This window comes from Streptomyces apricus, assembly GCF_008369065.1.
Taxonomy (GTDB): Bacteria; Actinomycetota; Actinomycetes; order Streptomycetales; family Streptomycetaceae; genus Streptomyces; species Streptomyces apricus.
The window spans coordinates 255014-279545 of sequence record NZ_VDFC01000004.1; the positions used below are offsets into that span (position 1 = coordinate 255014).

Annotated in this window: 23 protein-coding genes; 13 read left to right on the top strand and 10 right to left on the bottom strand. The window is 71.8% G+C overall.

Annotated elements, in window-relative coordinates; genetic code table 11:
• Nucleotides 1-160: 160 nt before the first annotated feature.
• Both FGF04_RS01880 and FGF04_RS01885 read left to right on the top strand, forming a co-directional pair.
• Nucleotides 161-991, top strand: coding sequence for a winged helix-turn-helix transcriptional regulator (locus FGF04_RS01880; protein ID WP_149509384.1), 831 nt, complete (start codon nucleotides 161-163; stop codon nucleotides 989-991).
• Between the two features lie 23 nt (nucleotides 992-1014).
• On the top strand, nucleotides 1015-2034 hold the full coding sequence (locus FGF04_RS01885; RefSeq protein WP_149509385.1) for a LacI family DNA-binding transcriptional regulator: 1020 nt from the start codon (nucleotides 1015-1017) through the stop codon (nucleotides 2032-2034).
• 177 nt (nucleotides 2035-2211) lie between these two features.
• On the opposite strand, the gene FGF04_RS01890 is transcribed toward FGF04_RS01885, so the two are convergent.
• Complete coding sequence (locus tag FGF04_RS01890) at nucleotides 2212-3972, bottom strand: trypsin-like serine protease (RefSeq protein ID WP_149509386.1); 1761 nt, start codon at nucleotides 3970-3972, stop codon at nucleotides 2212-2214.
• Between the two features lie 270 nt (nucleotides 3973-4242).
• On the opposite strand from FGF04_RS01890, the gene FGF04_RS01895 reads away from it, so the two are divergent.
• From FGF04_RS01895 to FGF04_RS01905, 3 genes are all read left to right on the top strand, one after another.
• Nucleotides 4243-5382, top strand: a complete 1140-nt coding sequence (locus FGF04_RS01895; RefSeq protein ID WP_149509387.1) for a S1C family serine protease — start codon at nucleotides 4243-4245, stop codon at nucleotides 5380-5382.
• Nucleotides 5383-5471: 89 nt separating this feature from the next.
• The gene (locus tag FGF04_RS01900; protein ID WP_149509388.1) at nucleotides 5472-6203 is read left to right on the top strand and encodes a response regulator transcription factor; all 732 of its coding nucleotides are present in this window, start codon (nucleotides 5472-5474) and stop codon (nucleotides 6201-6203) included.
• The gene (locus tag FGF04_RS01905; protein WP_149509389.1) at nucleotides 6200-7672 is read left to right on the top strand and encodes a sensor histidine kinase; all 1473 of its coding nucleotides are present in this window, start codon (nucleotides 6200-6202) and stop codon (nucleotides 7670-7672) included. Before FGF04_RS01900 ends, FGF04_RS01905 begins: the two co-directional genes overlap by 4 nt.
• Before the next feature lie 44 nt (nucleotides 7673-7716).
• On the opposite strand, the gene FGF04_RS01910 is transcribed toward FGF04_RS01905, so the two are convergent.
• The 6 genes from FGF04_RS01910 to FGF04_RS01930 all read right to left on the bottom strand — a co-directional run bounded on the left by FGF04_RS01910 (nucleotide 7717) and on the right by FGF04_RS01930 (nucleotide 14608).
• Nucleotides 7717-8862: a CU044_5270 family protein gene (locus tag FGF04_RS01910; protein WP_149509390.1), complete on the bottom strand. Its 1146-nt coding sequence runs from the start codon at nucleotides 8860-8862 to the stop codon at nucleotides 7717-7719.
• Complete coding sequence (locus tag FGF04_RS01915) at nucleotides 8859-9500, bottom strand: RNA polymerase sigma factor (protein WP_149509391.1); 642 nt, start codon at nucleotides 9498-9500, stop codon at nucleotides 8859-8861. Before FGF04_RS01915 ends, FGF04_RS01910 begins: the two co-directional genes overlap by 4 nt.
• Before the next feature lie 94 nt (nucleotides 9501-9594).
• On the bottom strand, nucleotides 9595-10290 hold the full coding sequence (locus FGF04_RS01920) for a histidine phosphatase family protein (RefSeq protein ID WP_149509392.1): 696 nt from the start codon (nucleotides 10288-10290) through the stop codon (nucleotides 9595-9597).
• Nucleotides 10291-10455: 165 nt separating this feature from the next.
• The gene (locus tag FGF04_RS01925) at nucleotides 10456-12297 is read right to left on the bottom strand and encodes an ABC transporter ATP-binding protein (protein ID WP_149509393.1); all 1842 of its coding nucleotides are present in this window, start codon (nucleotides 12295-12297) and stop codon (nucleotides 10456-10458) included.
• 109 nt (nucleotides 12298-12406) lie between these two features.
• Nucleotides 12407-12538, bottom strand: a complete 132-nt coding sequence (locus FGF04_RS41605) for a hypothetical protein (RefSeq protein WP_268893759.1) — start codon at nucleotides 12536-12538, stop codon at nucleotides 12407-12409.
• 261 nt (nucleotides 12539-12799) lie between these two features.
• Nucleotides 12800-14608, bottom strand: a complete 1809-nt coding sequence (locus tag FGF04_RS01930; RefSeq protein ID WP_149509394.1) for a bifunctional metallophosphatase/5'-nucleotidase — start codon at nucleotides 14606-14608, stop codon at nucleotides 12800-12802.
• Between the two features lie 215 nt (nucleotides 14609-14823).
• On the opposite strand from FGF04_RS01930, the gene mshD reads away from it, so the two are divergent.
• The 4 genes from mshD (at nucleotide 14824) to FGF04_RS01950 (ending at nucleotide 19680) form a co-directional block, all read left to right on the top strand.
• Nucleotides 14824-15789 (top strand): mycothiol synthase, encoded by a 966-nt coding sequence (gene mshD / locus FGF04_RS01935; protein WP_149509395.1) that lies wholly within the window; start codon nucleotides 14824-14826, stop codon nucleotides 15787-15789.
• A gap of 137 nt (nucleotides 15790-15926) precedes the next feature.
• Entirely contained in the window at nucleotides 15927-18158 is a 2232-nt protein-coding gene (locus tag FGF04_RS01940; RefSeq protein ID WP_149509396.1) for an RNA degradosome polyphosphate kinase, read from the top strand.
• The gene (locus FGF04_RS01945) at nucleotides 18139-19176 is read left to right on the top strand and encodes a CHAD domain-containing protein (RefSeq protein ID WP_149509397.1); all 1038 of its coding nucleotides are present in this window, start codon (nucleotides 18139-18141) and stop codon (nucleotides 19174-19176) included. The genes FGF04_RS01940 and FGF04_RS01945 overlap by 20 nt, the downstream gene beginning before the upstream one ends.
• A gap of 63 nt (nucleotides 19177-19239) precedes the next feature.
• Nucleotides 19240-19680, top strand: coding sequence for an NUDIX hydrolase (locus tag FGF04_RS01950; RefSeq protein ID WP_235882132.1), 441 nt, complete (start codon nucleotides 19240-19242; stop codon nucleotides 19678-19680).
• Between the two features lie 117 nt (nucleotides 19681-19797).
• On the opposite strand, the gene FGF04_RS01955 is transcribed toward FGF04_RS01950, so the two are convergent.
• Nucleotides 19798-19965 carry a hypothetical protein gene (locus FGF04_RS01955; protein WP_188113924.1) on the bottom strand — a complete coding sequence of 56 codons (168 nt, stop codon included), beginning with the start codon at nucleotides 19963-19965 and terminating at the stop codon, nucleotides 19798-19800.
• A 128-nt stretch (nucleotides 19966-20093) separates the two neighbouring features.
• On the opposite strand from FGF04_RS01955, the gene FGF04_RS01960 reads away from it, so the two are divergent.
• Both FGF04_RS01960 and FGF04_RS01965 read left to right on the top strand, forming a co-directional pair.
• Nucleotides 20094-20933 (top strand): hypothetical protein, encoded by an 840-nt coding sequence (locus FGF04_RS01960; RefSeq protein WP_149509399.1) that lies wholly within the window; start codon nucleotides 20094-20096, stop codon nucleotides 20931-20933.
• 177 nt (nucleotides 20934-21110) lie between these two features.
• Nucleotides 21111-21305 (top strand): hypothetical protein, encoded by a 195-nt coding sequence (locus FGF04_RS01965; protein WP_188113920.1) that lies wholly within the window; start codon nucleotides 21111-21113, stop codon nucleotides 21303-21305.
• A 39-nt stretch (nucleotides 21306-21344) separates the two neighbouring features.
• On the opposite strand, the gene FGF04_RS01970 is transcribed toward FGF04_RS01965, so the two are convergent.
• Entirely contained in the window at nucleotides 21345-21764 is a 420-nt protein-coding gene (locus tag FGF04_RS01970; protein ID WP_149509400.1) for a metal-sensitive transcriptional regulator, read from the bottom strand.
• 202 nt (nucleotides 21765-21966) lie between these two features.
• On the opposite strand from FGF04_RS01970, the gene FGF04_RS01975 reads away from it, so the two are divergent.
• Together FGF04_RS01975 and FGF04_RS01980 are read left to right on the top strand one after the other, a co-directional pair.
• A complete protein-coding gene (locus tag FGF04_RS01975; protein ID WP_107015224.1) occupies nucleotides 21967-22587 on the top strand; it encodes a DUF47 domain-containing protein in 621 nt (206 codons plus the stop codon).
• A 7-nt stretch (nucleotides 22588-22594) separates the two neighbouring features.
• A complete protein-coding gene (locus FGF04_RS01980; protein WP_149509401.1) occupies nucleotides 22595-23593 on the top strand; it encodes an inorganic phosphate transporter in 999 nt (332 codons plus the stop codon).
• A gap of 132 nt (nucleotides 23594-23725) precedes the next feature.
• On the opposite strand, the gene pstB is transcribed toward FGF04_RS01980, so the two are convergent.
• Nucleotides 23726-24502 carry a phosphate ABC transporter ATP-binding protein PstB gene (gene pstB, locus FGF04_RS01985; protein ID WP_149509402.1) on the bottom strand — a complete coding sequence of 259 codons (777 nt, stop codon included), beginning with the start codon at nucleotides 24500-24502 and terminating at the stop codon, nucleotides 23726-23728.
• Nucleotides 24503-24532 lie beyond the last annotated feature (30 nt).

The window sequence follows — 24532 nt, forward strand, 5'->3', positions numbered from 1 at the left end:
GCCCCCGGGTCCTTTTGCGCTTTCTGGAGCGTTGTATACGAACGCTGTATACGACGTTGAGCAGTGCCGAAAACGTCCTCGCAGGGACCGAGGAGGAACCAGACGTTATGGGCGAGCGAACCGTGCGTGACCGTATGACGACCCAGGCAGGTGGGGCGCGATGAGCTCTCTGCTGCTCCTTACCAATGCCCTTCAGCCGTCGACGGAGGTGCTTCCCGCCCTCGGCCTGTTGCTGCACAACGTGCGCGTGGCTCCGGCGGAGGGCCCCGCCCTCGTCGACACCCCCGGCGCCGACGTCATCCTCGTCGACGGCCGCCGCGACCTCCCGCAGGTCCGCAGCCTCTGTCAGCTGCTGCGCTCCACCGGGCCCGGCTGTCCGCTCGTCCTCGTCGTGACGGAGGGCGGCCTCGCGGCCGTCACCGCCGACTGGGGCATCGACGACGTGCTGCTCGACACGGCCGGTCCGGCCGAGGTCGAGGCGCGGCTGCGGCTGGCCATGGGCCGCCAGCAGATCGTCAACGACGACTCCCCCATGGAGATCCGCAACGGCGACCTCTCCGTGGACGAGGCCACCTACAGCGCCAAGCTCAAGGGCCGGGTCCTGGACCTGACCTTCAAGGAGTTCGAGCTCCTGAAGTACCTCGCCCAGCACCCGGGCCGCGTCTTCACCCGCGCCCAGCTGCTGCAGGAGGTCTGGGGCTACGACTACTTCGGCGGTACGCGCACGGTCGACGTGCACGTGCGGCGGCTGCGCGCGAAGCTCGGCCCCGAGCACGAGTCGCTGATCGGGACCGTCCGGAACGTCGGTTATCGATTCGTTACGCCGGAGAAGGTGGAACGGGCGTCGGACGAGGCGAAGGCCAAGGCCGCGCGGCCAAAGCCGGAGGATGCGGACGAGACGGCGCACCTGGACGCCGCCGGCACCGGCGGGGCGGCCGCGGAGGCCTCCACCGGGGACCGGGAAGAGGCCGTACGACCTGCCCGGCGGTAGGTCCATCCGCGTAGACTCCGCGCGTGGCCAAGGTGACTCGGGACGACGTGGCGCGACTGGCGGGTACTTCCACCGCCGTCGTCAGCTATGTCATCAACAACGGACCCCGGCCGGTCGCCCCGGCCACGCGCGAGCGCGTCCTCGCCGCGATCAAGGAGCTGGGGTACCGGCCGGACCGGGTCGCCCAGGCCATGGCGTCGCGGCGTACGGACCTCATAGGCCTGATCGTGCCGGACGCGCGCCAGCCCTTCTTCGGGGAGATGGCGCACGCGGTCGAACAGGCCGCGTCCGAGCGCGGGAAGATGGTGCTCGTCGGCAACTCCGACTACGTCGGCGAGCGCGAGGTCCACTATCTGCGGGCCTTCCTCGGCATGCGGGTCTCGGGGCTCATCCTCGTCAGCCACGCGCTGAACGACCTGGCCGCCGCCGAGATCGAGGCGTGGGACGCCCGGGTGGTGCTGCTGCACGAGCGGCCCGAGGCGATCGACGACGTCGCGGTCGTCACGGACGACGTGGGCGGCGCGCAGCTCGCCACGCAGCACCTGCTGGACCACGGATACGCGTACGTCGCCTGTCTGGGCGGTGTCGCCGAGACCCCGACCGTCGGTGACCCGGTCTCCGACCACGTCGAGGGGTGGCGGCGGGCCATGCACGGGGCGGGGCGCTCGACCGAGGGCCGCCTCTTCGAGGCGCTCTACAACCGGTACGACGCGTACGAGGTGGGGCTGCGGCTGCTGGCCGGGCCCGACCGGCCGCCGGCCATCTTCTGCTCCACAGACGACCAGGCCATCGGGGTGCTGCGGGCGGCCCGTGAGCTGCGGATCGATGTGCCGGGGGAGCTGGCCGTCGCCGGGTTCGACGACATCAAGGAGGCCGGGCTGACCGATCCGCCGCTGACCACGGTCGCGAGCGATCGGTCTGCGATGGCTCGGGCGGCGGTGGATCTGGTGCTCGATGATGGGCTGCGGGTGGCTGGGGCTCGGCGGGAGCGGTTGAAGTTGTTCCCTTCCTCGTTGGTGGTCCGGCGTAGCTGCGGCTGTTAGGCGCGTTGTCGGCTGCGGGTGCGTCGTGGCTGATCGCGCAGTTCCCCGCGCCCCTGAAAGCAGGCGGTCGTGCCCGCGCGGCGGAGCCGCACGTGACGCAGCCCCGCGCCCCTGAAAGAGAAAAGCAGGGCGCCGGCCCCCGACCGGTAGCGAGGGCCGGCGCGTGCTTCGGTTCCGCTAGAACAGCAAGTTGTACTGGTTGAAGCCTGTGCCCAGGCTGGTGCGGGGTGCGAACAGGTCTGTGGTGGCCTTGTTCGTGCCCTGGTAGAGCCAGAGCGTGCCCGCCGCGTCGCGGGTCATGACGTCGGCGATGCCGTCGCCCGTCACGTCGCCGCTGGAGACGTACGACGTGAAGTTCCAGCCGGTACGCGCCTTGATCCGGGCCGACCAGGGGGTCTTCTCCTTGCCCGTGCCGCGGTAGAGCCACAGCGTGCCGTCCGTGGAGCGGACCAGCAGGTCGGGCTTGCCGTCGCCGGAGAGATCACCGTGGCCGAAGATCTTCACGTTCTTCCAGGCGCCGCTGACGACCTTGACCTTGCCGTAGAACTGGCCGTTGCCCTTGCCGGGGTAGAGGTAGACCGAGCCGTCGGCGTCCACCGCGAGCAGGTCCGGGCGGGCGTCGCCCGTCATGTCGCCGGGGATCGCGTAGGACGTGTAGCCGCCCCAGACCGAGCTGATCTGCATCCAGGCCCAGTCGCCGGCGGAGTGGTCCAGGTAGCTGCGGTACAGCTTGCCGTCCGTCTTGTCCCGGATGATCAGGTCCTGGTAGTAGTCCCGGTCCAGGTCGGCCTGGAGGGCCCAGGTGGCGTTCTGCCAGCCGTTGCCCTGGTAGGCGCGCTGCGCGAGCGAGGTGCCCTTGCTGCTCTGCTGGAAGAGGCCGCCCGAGGGCGTGCGGGCCAGCAGGTCGGCGCGGCCGTCGTAGGACAGGTCGGTGTCGTCGATGCGCGGCTGGGCGGCCCAGGTGTACGAGCTGACCTTGGTGAAGACCGGGTAGGCGCCCTTCGCGGTGCAGCCCGCGACGCCCCAGGAGACGATGCCGACGATCTTGCCGCCGACGACGAGCGGGCCGCCCGAGTCGCCGTTGCAGGGGCTGGTGGTGCCCTCGTCGGCGCCGCTGGCGGGCGTTCCCGCGCAGGTCATCGAGCCGGCGGCGAAGTAGTCCCCGTCGAGGACCGACGCCATGGCGCTCTTGCAGGTCGCGTCGGCGACCAGCGGCAGGCTCGCCTTCTTCAGCTTCGTGGAGAGCGTGGCGTCCTCGGCGCCCGAGGTCAGGCCCCAGCCGTAGACGGTGCCGGTGGTCCCGGGCTGGTAGAGCGCGCTGTCGTCGGACGCGGCCAGGCGCAGGGTCGGCCGGTCGAGCAGCGGGCGGTCCAGAGTGAGGACCGCGATGTCGTTCCGGGTGGTCTCGGCGTCGTAGCGCGGATGGTTCCACTGCCGCAGGACACCCGCGGGGGTGCCGGTCGTGTAGTCGTCGAGGTCGGTGGTGCCGGCCAGGACCGCGCCGTTGCCCACCCAGTCCAGGCCCGCGACGCAGTGCGCGGCGGTGAGGACCTTGTTCGGGGCGACGAGGGTGCCGCCGCAGAAGTAGCCGTCGCCGGTGTCCGGCTCGTAGTAGCCGAGCTGGACCATCCACGGGGCGGCGGCGATGGTGGTCTGGCCGCCGCCGATGACGAACGGCGACTTCGACGGCGAGGCGCCGTCCGGGGTCTCGCCGGTCGCCTTCGCGGCGTCGACGACGCGGTCGCGCAGCTCCTTTTGGGAGGCGGCCGGCGCGGCGGGCTGTGCGAGGCCCGCTTCGGGCAGGCCTCCGGCGGGACCGTCGGCCGCGGTGGCCGGCGGGGCCGCGAGGACGCCGGCGCATCCCAGCGCCAGCGCGAGGGCGGCCGCGGGGAACGCCGTGGCGGGACGTCTCCAGCGGCTGCGCAGGGCAGGTATCACTCAGGGCTCCTGAAGGGGTGATGTGGGTGGTGGTACGGGGTGAACCCACCGATTCTGCGGCGTAGGAAACCCCGCGCACACGTACTTCACAGCGGGCCGGCAAGTGTTCGTCCGCCGCTTCCTCCACCTCACCGTGCGGCAACCCCTCGTTTCCCGGGCGCCCCGGACGCCAGAGGAACCGGGCGCCTTTATATCGGGCATACGAGGTTCTGTCGGGCTTCTCAGGGAGCACTCAGGGAGCTTTCATGGTCGGGCGGCAGAGTCGGACCCATGACCGAGAGCTTCCGCCGCAGCGGCGAGTACCCCCAGGGCGACCACCAGCAGTCCACGTACTCAGGACAGCCGTACGAGCAGTCGCACGAGCAGACGCATGAGCAGGCGCAGGACCAGAACCGTGCCTCCTCCGTGAACCCGGAGTGGCCGCCCCCGCCGGCCTACCGGCCGGACCAGCAGGGCGCCGCTCCCACCGCGCTCCTCTCCGAGCCCGTCCCGGCGCTCGCCCCGGCGCCCCGCAAGCGCGCCAAGGGGCCGCTGGCCCTGCTGGCCGCCGTCGCGATCGCCGCGGCGGCCGTGGGCGGCGGAACCGCGTACGCCTTCCAGGAGCTGACCGGCGACGGAACCGTGGCCGCCGGCAGCAGCACGAGCACCAGCGTCGTGGCCGCGAGCAAGAAGGGCACGGTCGCCGGGGTCGCGGAGGCGGTCAGCCCGAGCATCGTCGAGATCAGCGCGACCTCGAACGCGGGCTCGTCCACCGGCTCCGGCGTGATCATCACGACCGGTGGCGAGATCATCACCAACAACCACGTGATCTCCGGTGCCTCGCAGATCAAGGTGCAGCTGAACAACGGCAAGTCGTACACCGCGAAGGTCGTCGGCACCGACAGCAAGAAGGACCTGGCGCTGATCGAGCTGGAGGACGCGCCGTCGGGGCTCACGCCCGCGACGCTCGGCGACTCCGACGCCGTGAAGGTCGGCGACGAGGTCGTGGCGATCGGCTCCCCCGAGGGCCTGACCGGCACCGTCACCAGCGGCATCGTCTCCGCGCTCGACCGGGACGTCACCGTCTCCACCGACGAGAGCCAGGGACAGCAGCAACAGCAGCAGGGCGGCGGCAGCGGCGGCCAGTGGCCGTTCGAGTTCGGCGGCCGGCAGTTCAACGGCGACACCGGCTCCTCCACGACCACCTACAAGGCGCTCCAGACCGACGCGTCCCTCAACCCCGGCAACTCCGGCGGCGCGCTGATCGACATGAACGGCAACATCATCGGCATCAACTCCGCGATGTACTCGGCCGCCACGGACTCCTCGTCCTCGTCGAGCGCCGGCAGCGTCGGACTCGGCTTCGCCATCCCCGTCAACACGGTCAAGGCCGACCTGGCCTCGCTGCGGGCCGGCGGCGCGGACGGCTGAGCCGCGCCGCCGGCCCCCACGGCCCGCCGCGGACGTGCGAGGCTGAGAACGCCCCGATCCCATCCCACCGCACCGAGGAACCGACCGCGATGAGCCCCGCCGAAGGCGACCGTGAACCCCAGCGCATCCTGATCGTCGACGACGAGCCGGCCGTGCGCGAAGCACTCCAGCGCAGCCTCGCCTTCGAGGGGTACGACACCGAGGTCGCCGTCGACGGCGCGGACGCCCTGGAGAAGTCCGTCGCGTACCGGCCCGACCTGGTCGTCCTCGACATCCAGATGCCGCGGATGGACGGCCTGACCGCCGCCCGCCGGATGCGCGGCGCCGGCACGACGACGCCCATCCTCATGCTCACCGCCCGCGACACGGTCGGCGACCGGGTCACCGGACTCGACGCGGGCGCCGACGACTACCTGGTCAAGCCGTTCGAACTGGACGAGCTGTTCGCCCGCGTACGGGCCCTGCTGCGGCGCAGCTCGTACGCCGCGGCCGCGGTCGGCGCCCCCGCGGACGACGCGCTCACCTTCGCCGACCTGCGCATGGACCTCGCGACCCGGGAGGTCACGCGGGGCGGCCGGCCCGTCGAGCTGACCCGCACCGAGTTCACCCTGCTGGAGATGTTCCTGGCCCATCCGCGCCAGGTCCTCACGCGGGAGCAGATCCTGAAGGCGGTCTGGGGCTTCGACTTCGAGCCGAGCTCCAACTCGCTGGACGTGTACGTGATGTACCTGCGGCGCAAGACGGAGGCGGGCGGCGAGCCGCGCCTGGTGCACACCGTGCGGGGCGTGGGGTACGTCCTGCGGGCGGGCGGGGCGGAGTGAAGAGGGTCGTCCGCCGGTTCACCGCGCTGCCGATCCGCTCACGCCTGGCGCTGCTGGTCGCGGCGGCGGTGGCGTTCGCGGTGGCGGCGGTGTCGGTGACGGCCTGGTTCGTCGTACAGGGCAAGTTGTACGACGAGGTGGACAACGACCTGCACGGCGTCAACAGCCCCGTCGATCTGAGCACCATCAATTCGGTACTGGGCGACTGCGACTCCTCCCCCTCCCGCCAGAACACCTTCGGTCCGCCGTCCGACTACTACCTGCAACTGGTCAAGGCGGACGGCACGCCGTGCGCCCTGGACAGGTCGGCGGGCGTGGTGCGGGTCACCGGCAGTGACACGAAGGTGGCCGAGAACCCCTCCCCCGACGCCGAGGTGTACCGCAACGGCACCGACAGCGAAGGGAGGTCCGTCCGGGTGCTGACCGCGCCCCTGGTCGTCTCGGGTCCCCGGCAGACGCTGGTGGAGGGCACCGCGCTGGTCATCGCGTATCCGCTGGAGAGCACCCAGTCGACGCTGGACGAACTGGCCCTGCTGCTCCTCGTGGTCTCCGGGATCGGGGTCGTCGGGGCCGGGATCGCCGGGCTGGCCGTGGCCCGTGCCGGGCTGCGGCCCGTCGACGAGCTCACCGAGGCCGTCGAGCACGTGGCCCGCACCGAGGACCTCTCCGTGCGCATCCCCGTCGAGGACGAGAGCGAGGACGAGATCGCCCGCCTCTCCCGCTCCTTCAACTCGATGACCGCCTCCCTCGCCAGCTCCCGCGAACTGCAGCGCCAGCTCATCGCCGACGCCGGCCATGAGCTGCGCACCCCGCTCACCTCTCTGCGGACGAACATCGAACTGCTCACCCGCAGCGAGGAGACGGGCCGTCCCATCCCCCCGGCGGACCGCAAGGCGCTGCTCGCGTCGGTGAAGGCGCAGATGACCGAACTGGCCGCGCTCATCGGCGACCTGCAGACGCTGTCGCGGTCGGACGCGGGCACACCGGCCGACCGCGTGCAGGTGGTGGCGTTGCAGGACGTCGTGGAGTCGGCGCTGCGCCGGGCCCGGCTGCGCGGCCCGGAGCTGACGATCACGGCCGACGTGCACCCCTGGTTCGTACGGGCGGAGCCCACCGCGCTGGAGCGGGCCATCGTCAACATCCTGGACAACGCCGTGAAGTTCAGTCCCGGGGGCGGCGTGATCGACGTCGTCCTCAAGGACGGCGAGCTGACCGTACGGGACCGCGGTCCCGGTATCCCCGCCGACGAACTCCCGCACGTCTTCGACCGGTTCTGGCGCTCCCCGAGCGCGCGGGCGCTGCCCGGCTCGGGCCTGGGCCTGTCCATCGTGGCCCGTACGGTGCAGGAGTCGGGCGGCGACGTGGCGCTCGGCCCCGCGGAGGGCGGCGGCACGGTCGCGGCGATCCGACTGCCCGGTGCCCCGGTCCCGCCGCCGTCCCTGGACCGGGGTCCGGAGGTCCTGGACTAGGGCTCGTCCGGCAGTTCCCAGGTCCAGGACCCCTCCGAGGGGGGTCAGCCCTCCCGGGAAGGCGTCTGCTTCATGCCGTCGACGACGGCCCGGGTGATGACGGCGCTGGTGAAGGTCACCGTGCCGGGCTTCATCAGGGCGTCCTCGCCCTCCCCCTTCGGCTGGTTCACCTGCACGACGCGCTCGCCCAGGAAGACGTGGGTCTTCTTGTCGAAGATCCACTCCTCGCGCTGTCCGCTGGTCTCGTCCAGCCGGGCCACGGCCACCCCGTGCCGGCCTGCGGCGTCCACGGCGTCGTCGACGACCACGACGCCCGGGATCTTCGCGGCCGTCCGGAACAGGGCCGAGTACAGCTCCGCCGGCGGGTAGCTCTCGCCGAGCAGGTCCCCGATGGTGGTGAAGGCCTGCTGGTCGGGGGTGTTGCCCTGGCCCTCGGTCTCCTTGTAGATCTTCGCCAGGAGCTTGTCGGGGTCGGTGGTCAGCTTGGCCAGGTAGTCGTACGTGGGGTGGTTCAGGCCGGCTTCGAGGGGGTTGCCCCGCTCGTCGGGCAGGCTGAGGGTCTCCCCCTCGGAGCTGTCGTTCACGGCCGGGTCGATGAGCCAGCCCTCGGTGCCGTCGGGGGAGTTCCACACCTGCCGGCGGTGCAGTTCGTGGCTGGCGAGGCTGCTCTTGTCGTCGACGGTCTTGACGAAGGTGTCCGCGGTCCTGGACTCGACGTAGATGAACTGGCCGGGCTTCACGGTCGGGTGCTCGCCCTCGGCCGCCGCCAGGGAGATCTGGTCGAGCAGCTGGGGCACGCCCGAGGTGGTCGCCGTACCGACGTCCGTGGTGAGGGCGGGTCCGGTGGCGAGGCCGCCCCCGCCGGATCCGCCGGCGCCGTTCGTCACCATCGCGGCGACGACCGCGGCGGCCACGGCGGCCGCCCCCAGGGGCAGCGTGACCGCGAGCCGCGGCAGCCGCAACCGCCGTGTCCGCGCGGGCGCGACCGGGGCCGCCGTGCGCCCTTCCTGTGACTGCTGTGCCTGCTCGTGGATCTGGGCCATCAGACGCTCCTTGTGGAACCGGTGACGGCCCGACGGCAGGTCGCGCGCCGTACCGGACAGGAGCTGTGACAGGAGTCGTACGTCCTGCTCGTGCTCCCGCTCGGGCCCGGACTCCGCAGAGTCCTGCCGGGGCGTGTTCGCGTTCATCGGTTTCCTTCCTGTGCGGGCCGGATCGCTTGGGTGTGATCGCCTCTTGTCTGTCGGGCAGGGCGGGGCACTTCCCGTTTTCCACGGTCTTTTCCGGGATCTTTTCCGAGGTCTTTTTCGGTGACAGCCCGCAGTTTCCTGCGGGCCCGGGAGAGCCGGGAGGCGACGGTGCCGACGGGGATGCCGAGCGCCTCCGCGGCGGCCTCGTAGTCCAGCCCCTCCCCAAGGCAGAGCGCGATCACCTCGCGCTCCGGGCGGCGCAGGGTGGCGAGGGCGGTGAGGGCCGCGGCGAGCCGCTGCCGGTCGTCGAGCCGACCGGCGACCTCGTCGGCGTGGTCGGGCACGGCCGTCTCCGCCGCGGCGGCGGCGCCCGCGGCACGGCGGTAGCGCCGGTTGCTGCGGAACTGGTTGCGCGCGGTGTTGGTGGCGATGCCCAGCAGCCAGGGCCGCAGGGAACCGCCCTCCGGGTCGACCCGGTCCCGCAGCCGCCAGGCCTCCATGAAGGTCGACGCCATCACGTCCTCGGCCGTCGACCAGTCCGCGGTCAGCCGGAAGGCATGGTTGTAGACGGCGCGGGAGTACGCGTCGAAGAGCTCGGCGAAGGCGCCCGGGTCCCCGGCCCGTACCCGGGTTCGCATATGAGTGGTCACCTCTGGGAGCTGTACGGGACCCGGGGCCGCCTTCCCGTGACGTGCGTCACACCGGGTGGGCCGTCCGCGGGCGCCCGGCGGCTCAGCCGTCGACGGCCTCGTCCACGCCGCCGTCGACCGGGCCGTCCACGGGCTCTCCGGTCGGTCCGCTCGTGTCCGGCTTCTCGTCCGCGGGGCCGAGGGACCGGCCCGCCCACGTCCGCGCCCGCCAGCCGGCCGCGGGGGAGCCCTCCAGGATGACGACGCCGGTGTTGTCCAGCGCGTGGCCCGCCGCGAAGTCCACGTCGATGTTGTCGGCCCGCGCGGTCGCCCACATGCGGATGGCCGCGCCGTGGCTGACCATCGCCACCGTCTGCGCGCCGCTGTCCGCGGCCTCCTCGACCACGGCGTCGAGACGCCGCAGGGCCTCCACGCCGTTCTCTCCACCGGGCATGCGCAGCTCCACGTCCCCGGCGGCCCAGGCGAAGACGGTGGTCATGTACGTGTGCACGGCGCTCGCGTCGCCGCGCATCTCCAGATCGCCGGCGGTCAGCTCCCGCAGGCCGTCCCGCACCCGGATCTCCAGCCCCGTCCGCGCCGCCAGCGGGGCGGCGGTGAGCTGGGTGCGGATCAGGGTGGAGGCGTACAGGGCGCCGATCCTCTCACCGGCCAGCGCCTCCGGCAGGGCGGCCGCCTGCTGCTGCCCCAGGGGGGTCAGCGCCGGCCCCGGTACGGCCGTGTCCAGCAGGTGCGCGACGTTGGAAGGGGTCTGACCGTGGCGAATCAGCAGCAGGCGCATGAGGGCGGTTCTGTCTCCGAGGTGGCGGGGCGGGGACCCCCACTGTGACACCCGGCGCGCCCCGGCGCCCGTCCCGGGGCCGGGTCGGCGACGGAACGGAGGCTCGGGTGCCCGGCCGGGGCCGCCGGGCCACCCGGTTCATCCGGTTCACCCGGACCCCCCGGGTCAGCGGCTCGGTTGCGGCAGCCGGAGTCGCACGGTTCCCTCCGCTCCTTCCGCTCCTTCCGCTCCTTCCACGTCGGCCGCGTCGGCCACGTCGGCCGCGTCGGCCGTGTCCGTCGGGGGCCGGCCCGCGAGCCGTGCGTACGTGCCCGCGCGGGCCAGCAGTTCCTCGTGCGTGCCCTGCTCCACCAGCCGTCCGCCGTCCACGACCAGGATGCGGTCGGCGTCCGGGGCGAGCGTCAGGTCGTGCGTGATCATCAGGGTCGTCCGGCCGGACACCAGGCGCCGCAGCGGCCGTACGACCCGGCGTGCGGCGAGCGCGTCGAGGCCGGCCGTCGGTTCGTCGAGCACGAGGACGGGCGCGGCCCGCAGCACCGCGCGGGCGAGTGCCACCCGCTGGAGCTGCCCGCCGGAGAGGACGGCCGTACCGGGCGCGATCAGCGTCCCGTAGCCGTCGGGCAGCGTGCGCACGAACTCGTGCGCGTCCGCGTCCCGCGCGGCCCGTTCGATCTGCGCGTCCGTCGCACCCGGCCGCCCGGCCGCGATGTTCTCGCGGATCGTGCCGTGCAGGACGAGGGTCTCCTGGGGCAGCAGGGCGACGTTCTCCCGCAGGAACTCCAGCGGCACGTCCGGCAGCGGCACGCCGTCCAGGCGGATCACGCCCGCCGAGGGGTCGTAGAAACGGGTCAGCAGGGTGGCCAGGGTCGACTTCCCGGCCCCGCTCGGGCCGGTGACCAGGACGAACTCGCCGGGTTCCGCGGTGAACGCCACGTCGTGCAGGGTGTCGCGCCCCGCGCCCGGGTGGCGGAAGGACACCCCCTGGAAGGAGATCCGGCCGCGCACCGGCCACGCCGGGACCGGCGCCGGGGGGTCGGTGACGGCCGGCTCGGCGTCCAGGACCTCCTGGAGCCGCCGGGCGCCCGCGGTCGCGGCGGTCAGGGTGAGGCCCAGCTGGCCGAGGTCGCGGACCGGCGGATAGAGGTAGCCGAGGAAGGCGGCGAAGGCGAGGAGCTGGCCGAGGGTCATCCGGCCCTGCGCGATCTCCCAGGCGCCGAGCCCGATCACGGTCAGCACGCAGAGCGTCTCCACGACCTCGACGGCCTGCTCGTACAGCTCGCTCGCCCGCGCTCCCCGCACGCTGGCCCGCAGCCAGGCGCGCGCCTCGCGGTCGAGGCGCTCCTCCTCCGCGCCGCGCCGGTTGTACGCCTGGGTGAGCACGACGGTGCCCAGCGACTCCTCCACGACCGAGGTGAGGGCGCCGCCGGCGGTCCGCTCGTCCCGCGCGGCCGACCTGATGCGGCCGGCGCAGCGGCGGGCCGCGAGGAGGAAGAGGGGCGCGAGGAGGAAGGTGACCAGGGCGAGGTCCCAGCGCAGCCAGAGGGCGGCGGCGGAGTAGAGGAGCGCCGAGAACACGGCGGACACCGCTCCGACCGCGCCCGAGACCACCATCTGCTCGATGGCCTCGACGTCCCCCGTGAGCCGTTCCACCAGGTCGCCCCGGCGGTGGCGCCGGAAGAAGTCCGGGGGCATGTCCTGGACGTGGCGGAAGACGCCCGCGCGCAGCCGCAGCACGAATCTCTCGGCCGTGCGGACGGCGAGGGAGTTGCCGAGGTAGCCGACGGCCGCGCCGAGCACGGCGACGGCGAGCCAGGCACCGGCCGGGCCCCAGAACGCGGTGAGCGAACCGGCCCGCAGCGCGTGGTCGGTGAGGTCCGCGAAGAGGAGGACGGAGGCCGTCTCGGCCGACGCGGCCGCGATCACGCACGCAATGATCAGCAGCAGCCATCTGCGGTCGCCGCGCGTCAACGGCCAGAAACGCGCGAACGCCTCTTTCACTTCACGCATGTCTCCCTTTCCCCTTTCTCTGCCCGGTTCCTCTTCGCATACCGGCCCCGGTAAACGGCCGAGGCGGGGTTCCCGAATCGAATTCGGGAMCCCCGCCTCGTGGCGTCGGTTACTTGGTGCCGACCGGGCGGCGGCGCTGCTGCTTGGCGGCGCGCTTCGGCGCGGGCTTCGCGGCCTGCTTCTTCGGGGCCGGGGCGGCCTTGCGGGACTTCTTGACGGGGGCGACCTTGTGGAAGCTCATGGGATTTCCTCTTTCCTGTGTTTTTCCTGCGGGTGATTCCTTTTCGCCGTAAGCCCTGTTCGGCTTCGACACGGAAAACACTACGGGAGCACCGGAGTGGAAATCGCCAGATCCGCTGAGACCTGGATGAATTGCGTCTGAGACGGTTTTCAGGCGCGCCCGGGAACCAATTTCCTGTTCACACAGGACTTATGACGGACGAAGGGGCGCGCCCGGCCTGTCCGGCCGTGCGCGCCCCTGTGTCCGCCGGGATCCGGGGGACTACTGGACGATGGTGATCCGGTTCGCCGCGGGCGGCGCGATCGGGTTCGTCGCCGACGAGGTGGCCAACAGGTACTTCTCCAGGGCCGCGAGGTCGTCGTCGCCCACCAGGTCGTTGGTGCCCAGACCCAGCGTGGTGAAGCCGTCGCCGCCGCCCGCGAGGAAGCTGTTGGTCGCGACGCGGTAGGTGGCGGCCGGGTCGATCGCGGCGCCGTTCAGCAGAATCGAGTCGGTGACCACACGGTCGGCGCCGCTCTTCGTCAGGTCGAGCGTGTAGGTGAGGCCCGACGAGACCTGCAGCACCTTCGGCGAGGCGGCGTTCGTGCCGGTGACCTGCTCCTTGAGCACCTGGACGAGCTGGGCGCCGGTGAAGTCCTGCAGGTTCACGGTGTTGGCGAACGGCTGGACGGTGAAGCCCTCGGCGTAGGTCACCACGCCGTCGCCCTCGGTGCCCTTGGCGGCGTAGGTGAGGGGCGCCCGGATGCCGCCCGGGTTCATCAGCGCGAGGTCGGTCTCGGGATCCAGCTCCTTGCCGTACGCGAGCTGCGCGTCGGCGATCAGGTCGCCGATCGGGGACTCGGCGCCAGCGTTGGAGATGTCACCGGAGATGTACCCGATGGGCTTGTTGCCGATCGGCGCCGCGAGGGCGTTCCACTTGGTGATGAGCTCGGTCATGTCCGGCGCCTTCGCCACGTCACGCGTCACCACGTGGTTCGCGGAGGCGACGGCGGTCCGGGCGATGTCGCCGGTGCGGCGGTCGTACGTCAGCGTCGTGTCGGTGTAGAGCCGCCCGAAGGACGCCGCCGAGGTGACCGTGCGGGGCTTGCCCGACGGGTCGTCGACCGTGCACGCGTACGCGGCGTGCGTGTGGCCGGTGACCAGCGCGTCGACCTTCGGGGTGACGTTCTTCGCGATGTCCACGATGGGACCGGATATGCCGTCGCCACCACCGGGCGAGTCGCAGTCGTAGTTGTACGACGAGGAGGCCGGGAGCCCGCCCTCGTGGATCAGCGCGACGACCGACTTGACGCCCTTCTTCTCCAGCTCCTTGGCGTACTTGTCGATCGTCTCGACCTCGTCCTTGAACTTCAGGCCCTTCACGCCCTCGGCCGAGACGACACCCGGGGTGTTCTCAAGGGTGACACCGATGAAGCCGATCTTGACGCCGTTCTTCTTCCACACCCAGTAGGGCTTGAGGATCGGCTTCTTGGTCTTCTCGTCGAGGACGTTCGCCGCGAGGTACGGGAAGTCGGCGCCCTTGAACTTCTTGCCCTTCACGTAGCAGCCGTCCGTGGGGTGACAGCCGCCGTTCTGCAGGCGGCCCAGCTCCTTGGCGCCCTCGTCGAACTCGTGGTTGCCGACGCTCGTCACGTCGAGGTCCAGCTTGTTCAGCGCCTCGATGGTGGGCTCGTCGTGGAAGAGGCCCGAGATCAGCGGGGAGGCGCCGACCATGTCGCCGCCGGCCGCGGTGACGGAGTACGCGTTGCCCTTGCGGGCCTGGCGCAGGTGCGTCGCCAGGTACTCGACGCCGCCCGCGTCGATCGTCTTCGTGGTGCCGTCCGGCTGGTTCTCGGTGACGCGGCCGGAGGAACCCGACGGCGGCTCCAGGTTGCCGTGCAGGTCGTTGAACGACAGCAGCTGCACGTCCTGGTAGCGGCCCGGCTGCTGGTGGCCGGGCTTCTTCGCCGACTCGCCCGCGGACGCCGGGAGCGCCGCGACCAGAGCGCCGACGGTGGCGACGCCCGCGGCCGCCGCGAGGAGGCGGGTGCTGCGGCGTCTCGGACGGAACGGCTGAGGTGTGGCTGACATGTGCCCCCCCTGTGGGTCGGCTGAAATGTGGGCCTCGTCCCGGCGCAGCCTAGGGTCAACGCGCGTAGCGCGACAGGGGGTTCCGGGTTACGGACTGGTTGCTTCCAGGGGCTTTCCGGCACGAACCGGACAGGTCGCGCACCGGCCCGTACCCCTCATGACTCCCCTTGGCGGGCCACTTCGCCATGAACCGGACACGCCGTACTCTCGTACCCATGACCAGCGACGACACCGCACCGGCTGCCCGCAAGCTCTCGGCCTCGCTCGGCCAGGCCGACACCCCCACGGTCCGCACCCTCGACACCCTCGACGCGCTCAGCCCCGAGCAGAGCGGGTCCGTGCTGGAACTCCTCGCGGAGGCCGCCCGGGCCGACGGACAGCAGGCGGTGTCCGAGCAAGGCCGGCTGCGCCTGCGCGGCGACGCCCGCGACGGGGTGCGGCACCTGCTGCTGAGCGTCCGGGACCGGCTCGTCGGGTACGCGCAGCTGGAGGACACCGATCCCGTGGAGGCCCCGGCCGCCGAGCTGGTCGTCCGCCCCGAGGACCGCGGCAGCGGCCACGGGCGGGCTCTCGGCAACGCCCTGCTCGCCGAGTCCGGCAAGCGGCTGCGGGTCTGGGCCCACGGCGGGCACCCGGCGGCCCGCCACCTCGCGCAGGTCCTCGGCCTGACGCTGTTCCGTGAACTGCGCCAGATGCGGCGGCCCTTGACCGGTCTCGACCTGCCCGAGCCCGTGTTCCCCGAGGGGGTGCGGGTGCGGACGTTCGTGCCGGGCGAGGACGACGCCGCCTGGCTCGCCGTGAACGCCGCCGCCTTCGCGCACCACCCCGAGCAGGGGTCGCTCACCCAGCGCGACCTCGACGACCGCAAGGCCGAGCCGTGGTTCGACCCGGCCGGGTTCTTCCTCGCCTTCCGCGGGGACGAACTGGTCGGCTTCCACTGGACGAAGGTGCACGCCGCCGAGGGACTCGGAGAGGTGTACGTCGTCGGGGTGCGGCCCGGGGCGCAGGGGGGCGGCCTGGGCAAGGCCCTCACCACGGTCGGCCTCCGGCACCTGGCGGGGGCGGGACTGCCGACGGCGATGCTGTACGTGGACGCGGACAACGTGGCGGCGGTGGCCGTCTACGATCGGCTGGGTTTCGCGGTCCACGAGACGGATCTCATGTACCGCACGGAGTCCTGAGGGGGGCCTATGGAGGGCCTCCGCCGGAGCGCGAGCCCTCCCCCACGAGGGGGAGCGGGGCCCCGCACCTCCGCGCGGCGCTCCCGCCCGCTGCTTCCGACGCGCCTGTTTCCGGCCCGGCACGGAAGAATGGGTTCATGAGCCAGCCCAATGCCCAGGCACAGGTACAGCATCCGCAACCGTCCGTCGGTTCGATCGCCGCGCACCGTCCGCACACCGTGGCGGCGAACGTCTCCGACCTGGAGCCCGACCTCGACGCCGACCTCGACGCGTACGAGGACACCGTGCAGGACGGCGTCCAGCTCCCGCAGGGCCGTTTCCTCGACCGGGAGCGCAGCTGGCTCGCCTTCAACGAGCGGGTCCTCGAACTCGCCGAGGACCCCGACACGCCCCTGCTCGAACGGGCCAAGTTCCTGGCGATCTTCGCCAGCAACCTGGACGAGTTCTTCATGGTCCGGGTGGCCGGCCTCAAGCGCCGCATCGCCACCGGCGTGGCCACCCGCTCCGCCTCGGGCCTGCAGCCCCGCGAGGTGCTGGAGATGATCTGGGCCCGCTCGCGCGAGCTCATGGCCCGGCACGCCGCCTGCTACCAGGAGGACGTGGCGCCCCAGCTCGCGGAGGAGGGCGTCCATCTCGTCCGCTGGAGCGAGCTGTCCGAGAAGGAGCAGGCCCGCCTCTTCACGCTCTTCCGCCACCAGATCTTCCCGGTCCTGACCCCCCTCGCGGTCGACCCGGCGCACCCCTTCCCGTACATCTCGGGCCTGTCCCTGAACCTCGCCGTCGTCGTGCGCAACCCGGTCTCCGGCCACCGCCACTTCGCGCGCGTCAAGGTCCCGCCGCTGCTCTCCCGCTTCCTGGAGGCCTCCCCGGACCGCTACGTCCCCATCGAGGACGTCATCGCGGCCCACCTGGAGGAGCTGTTCCCGGGCATGGAGGTGCTGGAGCACCATACGTTCCGCCTCACCAGGAACGAGGACCTGGAGGTCGAGGAGGACGACGCCGAGAACCTGCTCCAGGCGCTGGAGAAGGAGCTCATGCGGCGCCGCTTCGGGCCGCCGGTGCGCCTGGAGGTCGAGGAGTCCATCGACCGGTACGTCCTGGACCTGCTGGTGCGGGAGCTGAAGATCTCCGAGGCCGAGGTGTACCCGCTGCCGGGTCCCCTGGACCTCACGGGCCTCTTCGGCATCGGCGCCCTCGACCGGCCCGAGCTGAAGTATCCGAAGTTCATCGCGGGCACCCACCGCGACCTCGCCGAGGTCGAGTCGGCGTCGGCGCCCGACATCTTCGCGGCCCTGCGCGAACGCGACGTCCTGCTGCACCACCCGTACGACAGCTTCTCCACCTCCGTCCAGGCGTTCCTGGAGCAGGCGGCGGCGGACCCGGACGTGCTGGCCATCAAGCAGACGCTGTACCGCACTTCGGGCGACTCCCCCATAGTCGACGCCCTCATCGACGCCGCCGAGGCCGGCAAGCAGGTCCTGGTCCTCGTCGAGATCAAGGCCCGCTTCGACGAGCAGGCCAACATCAAGTGGGCCCGCAAGCTGGAGGAGTCGGGCTGCCACGTGGTCTACGGCCTCGTCGGCCTCAAGACCCACTGCAAGCTCTCGCTCGTGGTGCGCCAGGAGGGCGACACCCTGCGCCGCTACAGCCACGTCGGCACGGGCAACTACCACCCCAAGACCGCCCGGCTGTACGAGGACCTGGGGCTGCTGACCGCCGACCCGCAGGTGGGCGCGGACCTCTCCGACCTCTTCAACCGGCTCTCCGGCTACTCCCGCCGCGAGACGTACCGCCGGCTGCTCGTCGCGCCCAAGTCCCTGCGCGACGGCCTGATAGCGCGCATCAACAAGGAGGTCCAGCACCACCGTGCCGGACGTCCCGCCTACGTCCGCATCAAGGTCAACTCCATGGTGGACGAGGCGCTCATCGACGCCCTCTACCGCGCCTCGCAGGCGGGGGTGCCGGTGGACGTGTGGGTGCGCGGCATCTGCGCGGTGCGGCCGGGCGTGGCGGGCCTGTCGGAGAACATCCGCGTACGGTCCGTCCTCGGCCGCTTCCTGGAGCACTCCCGGGTCTTCGGCTTCGGCAACGGCGGCGAGCCCGAGGTGTGGATAGGCAGCGCCGACATGATGCACCGCAACCTCGACCGCCGTATCGAAGCCCTGGTCAGGATCACCGACCCGGCCCACCGGTCGGCCCTCGGCCGCCTGTTCGAGACCGGCATGTCCGACACGACCTCCTCCTGGCACCTCGGCCCCGACGGCGAATGGACCCGGCACGCGACCGACGCCGAGGGCCAGCCGCTGCGCAACGTCCAGGAGATGCTCATAGACGCCCGGAGGCGCCGGCGTGGCACAGCAACACCCTGACCCGACGGCCGGACCCGTGGCCGGGGACGTCCTCGCGGCGTACCTGAGGTCCCAGGCCACGGAGTTCCTCCGCGCGCTGCGCCAGCACCGGGAGACCGGCGGCGCGGTGGCGGTAAACGGCTCGAAGGAGGCCGTGGACGCGGCGCGCGCCCTGCGCCGCTCGGCCCGCCGCATCAGCGGCACCCTGCACACCTTCCGGCCCCTGCTCGACGAGGCCTGGTCGGAGGGCATGCGCCCCGAACTGGCCTGGCTGTCGGGGACCCTGGCCCGCGAGCACGCGTACGAGGCCCGTCTGGAGCGGCTCCTCGCGGCGCTGCACCGCCTGTCGGGCTCGGCCGCGTTCCCCGGCCAGGCCGGCTCCGGGGTACGCACGGAGAAGGGCGCCCTGACCGTCGGCGCGGCCAAGGCGGGCGCCCTGCTGGAGCGTCAGCTGACCCTCGCCCGCACGCGCGCCCACTCGGCCGCGCTGCAGGCCCTGGGCTCCAGCCGCTTCCACGCCGTCGCCGACAACGTGGCCGTCCTGGCCAGCGAGGTCCCGCTGTCCGCCGCCGCGACGGAGCCGGCCGCGGCCGGCTCCGGGCTCAAGCCACTGGCCGCCGCAGCGGAGGACCGCCTGCGCGACGCCGTCACCGCGCTGCCCCTGGTCACCGCGGGCCACCCCTACAACTCGGAGGCCCTGGTCCACGGCCTCTCCACCGACACGGCCCCGCAGCCCCAGGACGCCCCCTGGCACCAGGTACGCCTCCTGCTGCGCCTGCACCGGTACGCGCGCGAGGTGGTGTTCGGCGACGAGGACCTCGTGGACGTACGCCTGCTGAACGCGGGTCAGGCCCTGGACCGGCACCGTGACGCGGCGGAGGCGGCCGCAGCGGCGGCCTCGGCGGCCCGCACCCCGCGCATCGCGCCCTCGACGGCGTACGCCCTCGGGGTGCTGCACGCCGACCAGCGGCACGAGGTGGAAGCGGCCAGGTTCACGTTTCAGCGGGCCTGGATGAGGGAGACGGTCGGCACTCCGTGACCGCGGAGAGCGGACGTCACGTGTGAGGGAGGTCCAGTGCACGCGAACGGAGAACCCGGCCCCGTGCCCACGGACGAGGAGCCGGTGCCCACGGACGAGCAGCCGGTGCTCGCGGCGGGCTGCGTGCTGTGGCGGCGCTCGCCCGGCGACGGCGCACCGCAGATCTGCCTGGTCCACCGGCCGAAGTACGACGACTGGTCGCATCCCAAGGGGAAGCTGAAACGCGGGGAGGGCGCGCTCGCCGGTGCGCTGCGCGAGGTCGAGGAGGAGACCGGGCACCGCTGCGCGCCCGGGCCCCGGCTGACGACCCTGCGCTACCCGGCCAACGGGCGGCCCAAGCAGGTCGACTACTGGGCCGCCGAGGCGACGGAGGGGCGCTTCGTTCCCAGCCGGGAGGTGGACCGGGTGCTGTGGCTGGCGCCGGAGGCGGCCCGCGCGCGGCTCACCCAGGCGCGGGACCGGGAGCTCGTCGACGAGTTCCTGGCCGTGCTCAGGCGGGTGTAGCGCCGCGCGCAGCGCCGGGTGTCCGTCGCTGCGCGCGGCGCGTTGTGCGCTGCGCGCAGCTGGTTGTGTTTCGGGTGCGGGTGTGTGGGGGCTGATCGCGCAGTTCCCCGCGCCCCTTCAGGGGGCGCCCCCGGTCTCGTGGGTCTCCGCGTCCCGGCGGGCCAGGCTGCGGGCTCGGCGGGCCGGGCCCCTCCAGCCGCAGGTGCAGCGGGCCACGCAGAAACGCCCCTGCTCTGCCGTCGTCGTGCGGTGCTCCTGGGCGCTGGTCCCCTCCGGCTGTGCCACCCTCCCCACGGTACCGATGCCGGGTAAACGATTCCCCATGGTGCGTACCGGCGTGACAACACCTCCCACCGGTCGTTAGGCGGGGCAAGGAGCCCGCCCAAGGACGTCCCGGCTGGGGGTAGCAGGCGATGGTGGAGCGGCATCGAACACGCAAGGACGGCGCGGTCGCCCTGGCCGCCGCGGCGACGGGGCTGCTGCTCTGCGCCGCCGGCTGCTCGGGCGGCGGGGCCGCCTCGGACGACGCCCGGGCGGCCGAGGAACCGGTCGAGGTGCTCCACGGCGCCGCCGGGAAGCTGGTCCGCGCCGGCACCTCCAAGGTCCGCACGTCGATGGAGATGGCCACCGGCGGCACCCGCGTGACCATCCGGGGCGAGGGCGTCTACGACTTCGGGGACCGGCTGGGCCGGCTGAAGGTGCTCCTGCCGCAGGACCCGGCCGGTACCGACGGGCACCGCCCGATCACCGAACTGCTCGCACCGGGCGCCCTCTACATGAAGAACCGCGGCGCGGGCGTGCCCGCCGACAAGTGGGTACGCGTCGACACGGCCACGCTCTCCGACGGGAACCTCGTCACGGGCGGCGCCACCGACCCGTTCGCCGCCGCCGAACTGCTGCTGGGCGCGCGGCGGGTGACGTACGTGGGGCGGACGTCGGTCGCGGGCACCGCGGTACGGCACTACCGGGGCACCGCCGATCTCGCGGTCGCCGCGCGCGACGCCTCCCGGCACAACCGGGCGGTCCTGCGGGCGGCGGCGGAGGGCTTCGCGACGGCGGCGGTCCCCTTCGACGTCTACCTCGACGAGCAGGGGCGCATCCGCAAGGTCCGCCACCGCTTCGGCTTCGTCAACGGGCAGCGGGAGGACGCGGTCGCGGTGTCCTCCACGACACTGCTGTACGACTTCGGCGCCGCCGTGCACGTACGCCTGCCGGCGGAGCGGGACATCTACGCCGGGCGGATCGCCGAGTGACGCGGGGCGCGGATCGCGCAGTGACGATCCGGCGGAGGAACGGGGGAGGTCCCTGGGAGAGAGCGGGCGGAACGGGGGGAGGCCTGAATGCGCGGGGCCGGAAATGGTCCGTTGGTGCCATGCGCTGTCCGTGGACCCCTCCCTACTCTAGGAAGTCGGTGACGGCAGGAAGAGGTGATGCACGTGGCTCCGGCGCGCGGTACGGCAGTTCAGGACCACGTGGCCCTCGCCGAGATCGAGCTGTGCGGCGACCTGATCATCGCGGCCTCGACCGCCCATGAGGACCGGCTCAGCCCCGACCGCATCGACGAGGTCCTGAAGGCGGCGGAGGAACGCTTCCTCGAAAAGCACGGCGCCGACGCGGCCAGGTGAGCCGCGGGGGCGGTCCCGCAAGCCCCGCCCCCGGAGGGATCACGTGCGCAGCAGGCGCGCGATCGCCTTCGTCGCCTCCTCCACCTTGGCGTCGATCTCGGCGCCGCCCTTCACCGCGGCGTCCGCGACGCAGTGGCGCAGGTGCTCCTCCAGGAGCTGCAGCGCGAAGGACTGCAGGGCCTTCGTGGAGGCCGAGACCTGGGTGAGTATGTCGATGCAGTAGACGTCCTCGTCGACCATGCGCTGCAGGCCGCGGACCTGGCCCTCGATCCGCCGCAGCCGCTTGAGGTGCTCGTCCTTCTGCTGGTGGTAGCCGTGGATCCCGCGGTCGTGGTCGGTGACGGCCTCCACGGCGCCGGGCGCCTCCGCCCCGGCCGTTGCGGCACCGGCGCCCTCCGCGGTACGCGTCTTCGCGGCCCTCCCGGAGGGCGCCGTCGCGCCGGCCTCGGTGGTCGTCATCGCGTCCTCCTGCTGACTGATACCCCTACCGGGTATATGGTAACGAACTTTGCTGGGTATAGGGCCCTTGGCCAAGGCCTCATGGGACCCCGTGCTGATCACTGTGCCCGATGGGCGACACTGGGGGGCGGCCGGTTAGCCGTGGCCGGATGATGCGCTTAGCATCAGCCTGACCTACACCGAAGCAATCCGAGGACCCCACGTGCGATTTCGTCTGACCCCCAGGGAGACGAGCTTCTACGACATGTTCGCCGCCTCCGCGGACAACATCGTCACGGGCTCGAAGCTCCTGATGGAACTGCTCGGGGCGGACTCGTCCGGCCGAGCCGAGATCGCCGAGCGCATGCGGGCCGCGGAGCACGCGGGCGACGACGCCACGCACGCGATCTTCCACCAGCTGAACTCCTCGTTCATCACGCCGTTCGACCGCGAGGACATCTACAACCTCGCCTCCTCCCTCGACGACATCATGGACTTCATGGAGGAGGCCGTCGACCTGGTCGTCCTCTACAACGTGGAGGAACTGCCCAAGGGCGTCGAGCAGCAGATCGAGGTGCTGGCGCGGGCGGCGGAGCTGACCGCCGAGGCGATGCCGAACCTGCGCACGATGGACAACCTCACCGAGTACTGGATCGAGGTCAACCGGCTGGAGAACCAGGCCGACCAGATCCACCGCAAGCTGCTGGCCATGCTCTTCAACGGCAAGTACGAGGCCATCGAGGTGCTGAAGCTCAAGCAGATCGTGGACGTCCTCGAAGAGGCCGCCGACGCGTTCGAGCACGTGGCCAACACGGTGGAGACCATCGCGGTCAAGGAGTCCTGACCCCTTCATGGACACCTTCGCCTTGATCGTGACCATCGGTGTCGCGCTCGGATTCACCTACACCAACGGCTTCCACGACTCCGCCAACGCCATCGCCACCTCGGTCTCCACCCGTGCGCTGACCCCGCGGGCGGCGCTCGCGATGGCGGCGGTCATGAACCTCGCCGGCGCCTTCCTGGGCAGCGGGGTCGCCAAGACCGTCAGCGAAGGCCTGATCGAGACGCCGCACGGCAACCGGGGCATGTGGATCCTGTTCGCCGCGCTCGTCGGCGCCATCGTGTGGAACCTCGTCACCTGGTACTTCGGCCTCCCGTCCTCCTCCTCGCACGCGCTGTTCGGCGGCATGGTGGGCGCGGCCCTCGCGGGCGGCATCGACGTCATCTGGTCCGGCGTCCTGGAGAAGGTCGTCATCCCGATGTTCATCTCCCCCGTCGTCGGCCTGGTCGCCGGCTACCTGGTGATGTGCGCGATCATGTGGCTCTTCCGCCGTTCCAACCCGCACAAGGCCAAGCGCGGCTTCCGCATCGCGCAGACCGTCTCGGCGGCCGGCATGGCGCTCGGCCACGGCCTGCAGGACGCCCAGAAGACGATGGGCATCGTGGTGATGGCCCTGGTCATCGCGGACGTCGAGGACGCGGGCGACCCGATCCCGGTCTGGGTCAAGATCGCGTGCGCCGTGATGCTGTCGCTGGGCACGTACGCCGGCGGCTGGCGGATCATGCGGACGCTCGGCCGGAAGATCATCGAGCTGGACCCCCCGCAGGGGTTCGCGGCGGAGACGACCGGCGCGTCGATCATGTTCACCACGGCGTTCATCTTCCACGCGCCGATCTCCACGACGCACGTCATCACCTCCGCGATCATGGGTGTGGGTGCCACGAAGCGGGTGAACGCGGTGCGCTGGGGCGTCGCGAAGAACATCATCCTCGGCTGGTTCATCACGATGCCGGCGGCCGGCCTGGTCGCGGCGGTCAGCTTCTACGTCGTGAACGTGGTGTTCCTGTAGGAACCCCCACCGAACGCGCGCGAACGCCAACGGGCCCGCCCCCCTGAACGGGGAGCGGGCCCTCTTGGTCCCCGCGGTGGCACCGCCATACAGCACCGCGAGGGGTCCAGGAGGCGTGCGCGGGGCGCCGGCTCAGCCGAAGCGCCCCGAGATGTAGTCCTCGGTGGCCTGCACGGACGGGTTGGAGAAGATCCGCTCCGTGTCGTCGATCTCGATGAGCTTGCCCGGCTGGCCCACCGCCGAGAGGTTGAAGAAGGCGGTCCGGTCGGAGACCCGCGCCGCCTGCTGCATGTTGTGCGTCACGATGACGATCGTGAAGCGCTCCTTCAGCTCACCGATCAGGTCCTCGATCGCCAGGGTCGAGATCGGGTCGAGCGCCGAGCAGGGCTCGTCCATCAGCAGCACCTTCGGCTCGACCGCGATCGCGCGGGCGATGCACAGGCGCTGCTGCTGACCGCCGGAGAGGCCGGAGCCCGGCTTGTTCAGCCGGTCCTTGACCTCGTTCCAGAGGTTCGCGCCCTTCAGCGACTTCTCGACGATGTCGCTCAGCTCGGACTTCTTGTAGTTGCCGTTGAGCCGCAGCCCCGCCGCCACGTTGTCGTAGACCGACATCGTGGGGAAGGGGTTGGGACGCTGGAAGACCATGCCGACCTCGCGCCGCACCGACACCGGGTCGATCCCGGCGCCGTACAGGTTCTCGTCGTCGAGCATGACCTTGCCCTCGACACGGCCGCCCGGCGTCACCTCGTGCATCCGGTTCAGGGTGCGCAGGAAGGTGGACTTGCCGCAGCCGGAGGGGCCGATGAAGGCCGTCACCGAACGGGGCTCGATGGCCATCGAGATGTCCTCGATGGCGCGGAACGAGCCGTAGTAGGCGTTGAGACCGCTGATGTCGATTCGCTTGGCCATGGGATCACTGCTTCTTTCGGGGGGAACGAC

Excerpts from the sequence above, each read along its gene's own strand:
- FGF04_RS01880 (WP_149509384.1), top strand. The coding sequence starts at position 161 with ATGAGCTCTCTGCTGCTCCTTACCAATGCCCTTCAGCCGTCGACGGAG.
- FGF04_RS01895 (WP_149509387.1), top strand. The coding sequence starts at position 4,243 with ATGACCGAGAGCTTCCGCCGCAGCGGCGAGTACCCCCAGGGCGACCAC.
- FGF04_RS01900 (WP_149509388.1), top strand. The coding sequence starts at position 5,472 with ATGAGCCCCGCCGAAGGCGACCGTGAACCCCAGCGCATCCTGATCGTC.
- FGF04_RS01910 (WP_149509390.1), bottom strand. The coding sequence starts at position 8,862 with ATGAACGCGAACACGCCCCGGCAGGACTCTGCGGAGTCCGGGCCCGAG.
- FGF04_RS01915 (WP_149509391.1), bottom strand. The coding sequence starts at position 9,500 with ATGCGAACCCGGGTACGGGCCGGGGACCCGGGCGCCTTCGCCGAGCTC.
- FGF04_RS01920 (WP_149509392.1), bottom strand. The coding sequence starts at position 10,290 with ATGCGCCTGCTGCTGATTCGCCACGGTCAGACCCCTTCCAACGTCGCG.
- FGF04_RS01925 (WP_149509393.1), bottom strand. The coding sequence starts at position 12,297 with ATGCGTGAAGTGAAAGAGGCGTTCGCGCGTTTCTGGCCGTTGACGCGC.
- FGF04_RS41605 (WP_268893759.1), bottom strand. The coding sequence starts at position 12,538 with ATGAGCTTCCACAAGGTCGCCCCCGTCAAGAAGTCCCGCAAGGCCGCC.
- FGF04_RS01930 (WP_149509394.1), bottom strand. The coding sequence starts at position 14,608 with ATGTCAGCCACACCTCAGCCGTTCCGTCCGAGACGCCGCAGCACCCGC.
- mshD (WP_149509395.1), top strand. The coding sequence starts at position 14,824 with ATGACCAGCGACGACACCGCACCGGCTGCCCGCAAGCTCTCGGCCTCG.
- FGF04_RS01940 (WP_149509396.1), top strand. The coding sequence starts at position 15,927 with ATGAGCCAGCCCAATGCCCAGGCACAGGTACAGCATCCGCAACCGTCC.
- FGF04_RS01960 (WP_149509399.1), top strand. The coding sequence starts at position 20,094 with ATGGTGGAGCGGCATCGAACACGCAAGGACGGCGCGGTCGCCCTGGCC.
- FGF04_RS01965 (WP_188113920.1), top strand. The coding sequence starts at position 21,111 with ATGCACGTGGCTCCGGCGCGCGGTACGGCAGTTCAGGACCACGTGGCC.
- FGF04_RS01970 (WP_149509400.1), bottom strand. The coding sequence starts at position 21,764 with ATGACGACCACCGAGGCCGGCGCGACGGCGCCCTCCGGGAGGGCCGCG.
- FGF04_RS01980 (WP_149509401.1), top strand. The coding sequence starts at position 22,595 with ATGGACACCTTCGCCTTGATCGTGACCATCGGTGTCGCGCTCGGATTC.
- pstB (WP_149509402.1), bottom strand. The coding sequence starts at position 24,502 with ATGGCCAAGCGAATCGACATCAGCGGTCTCAACGCCTACTACGGCTCG.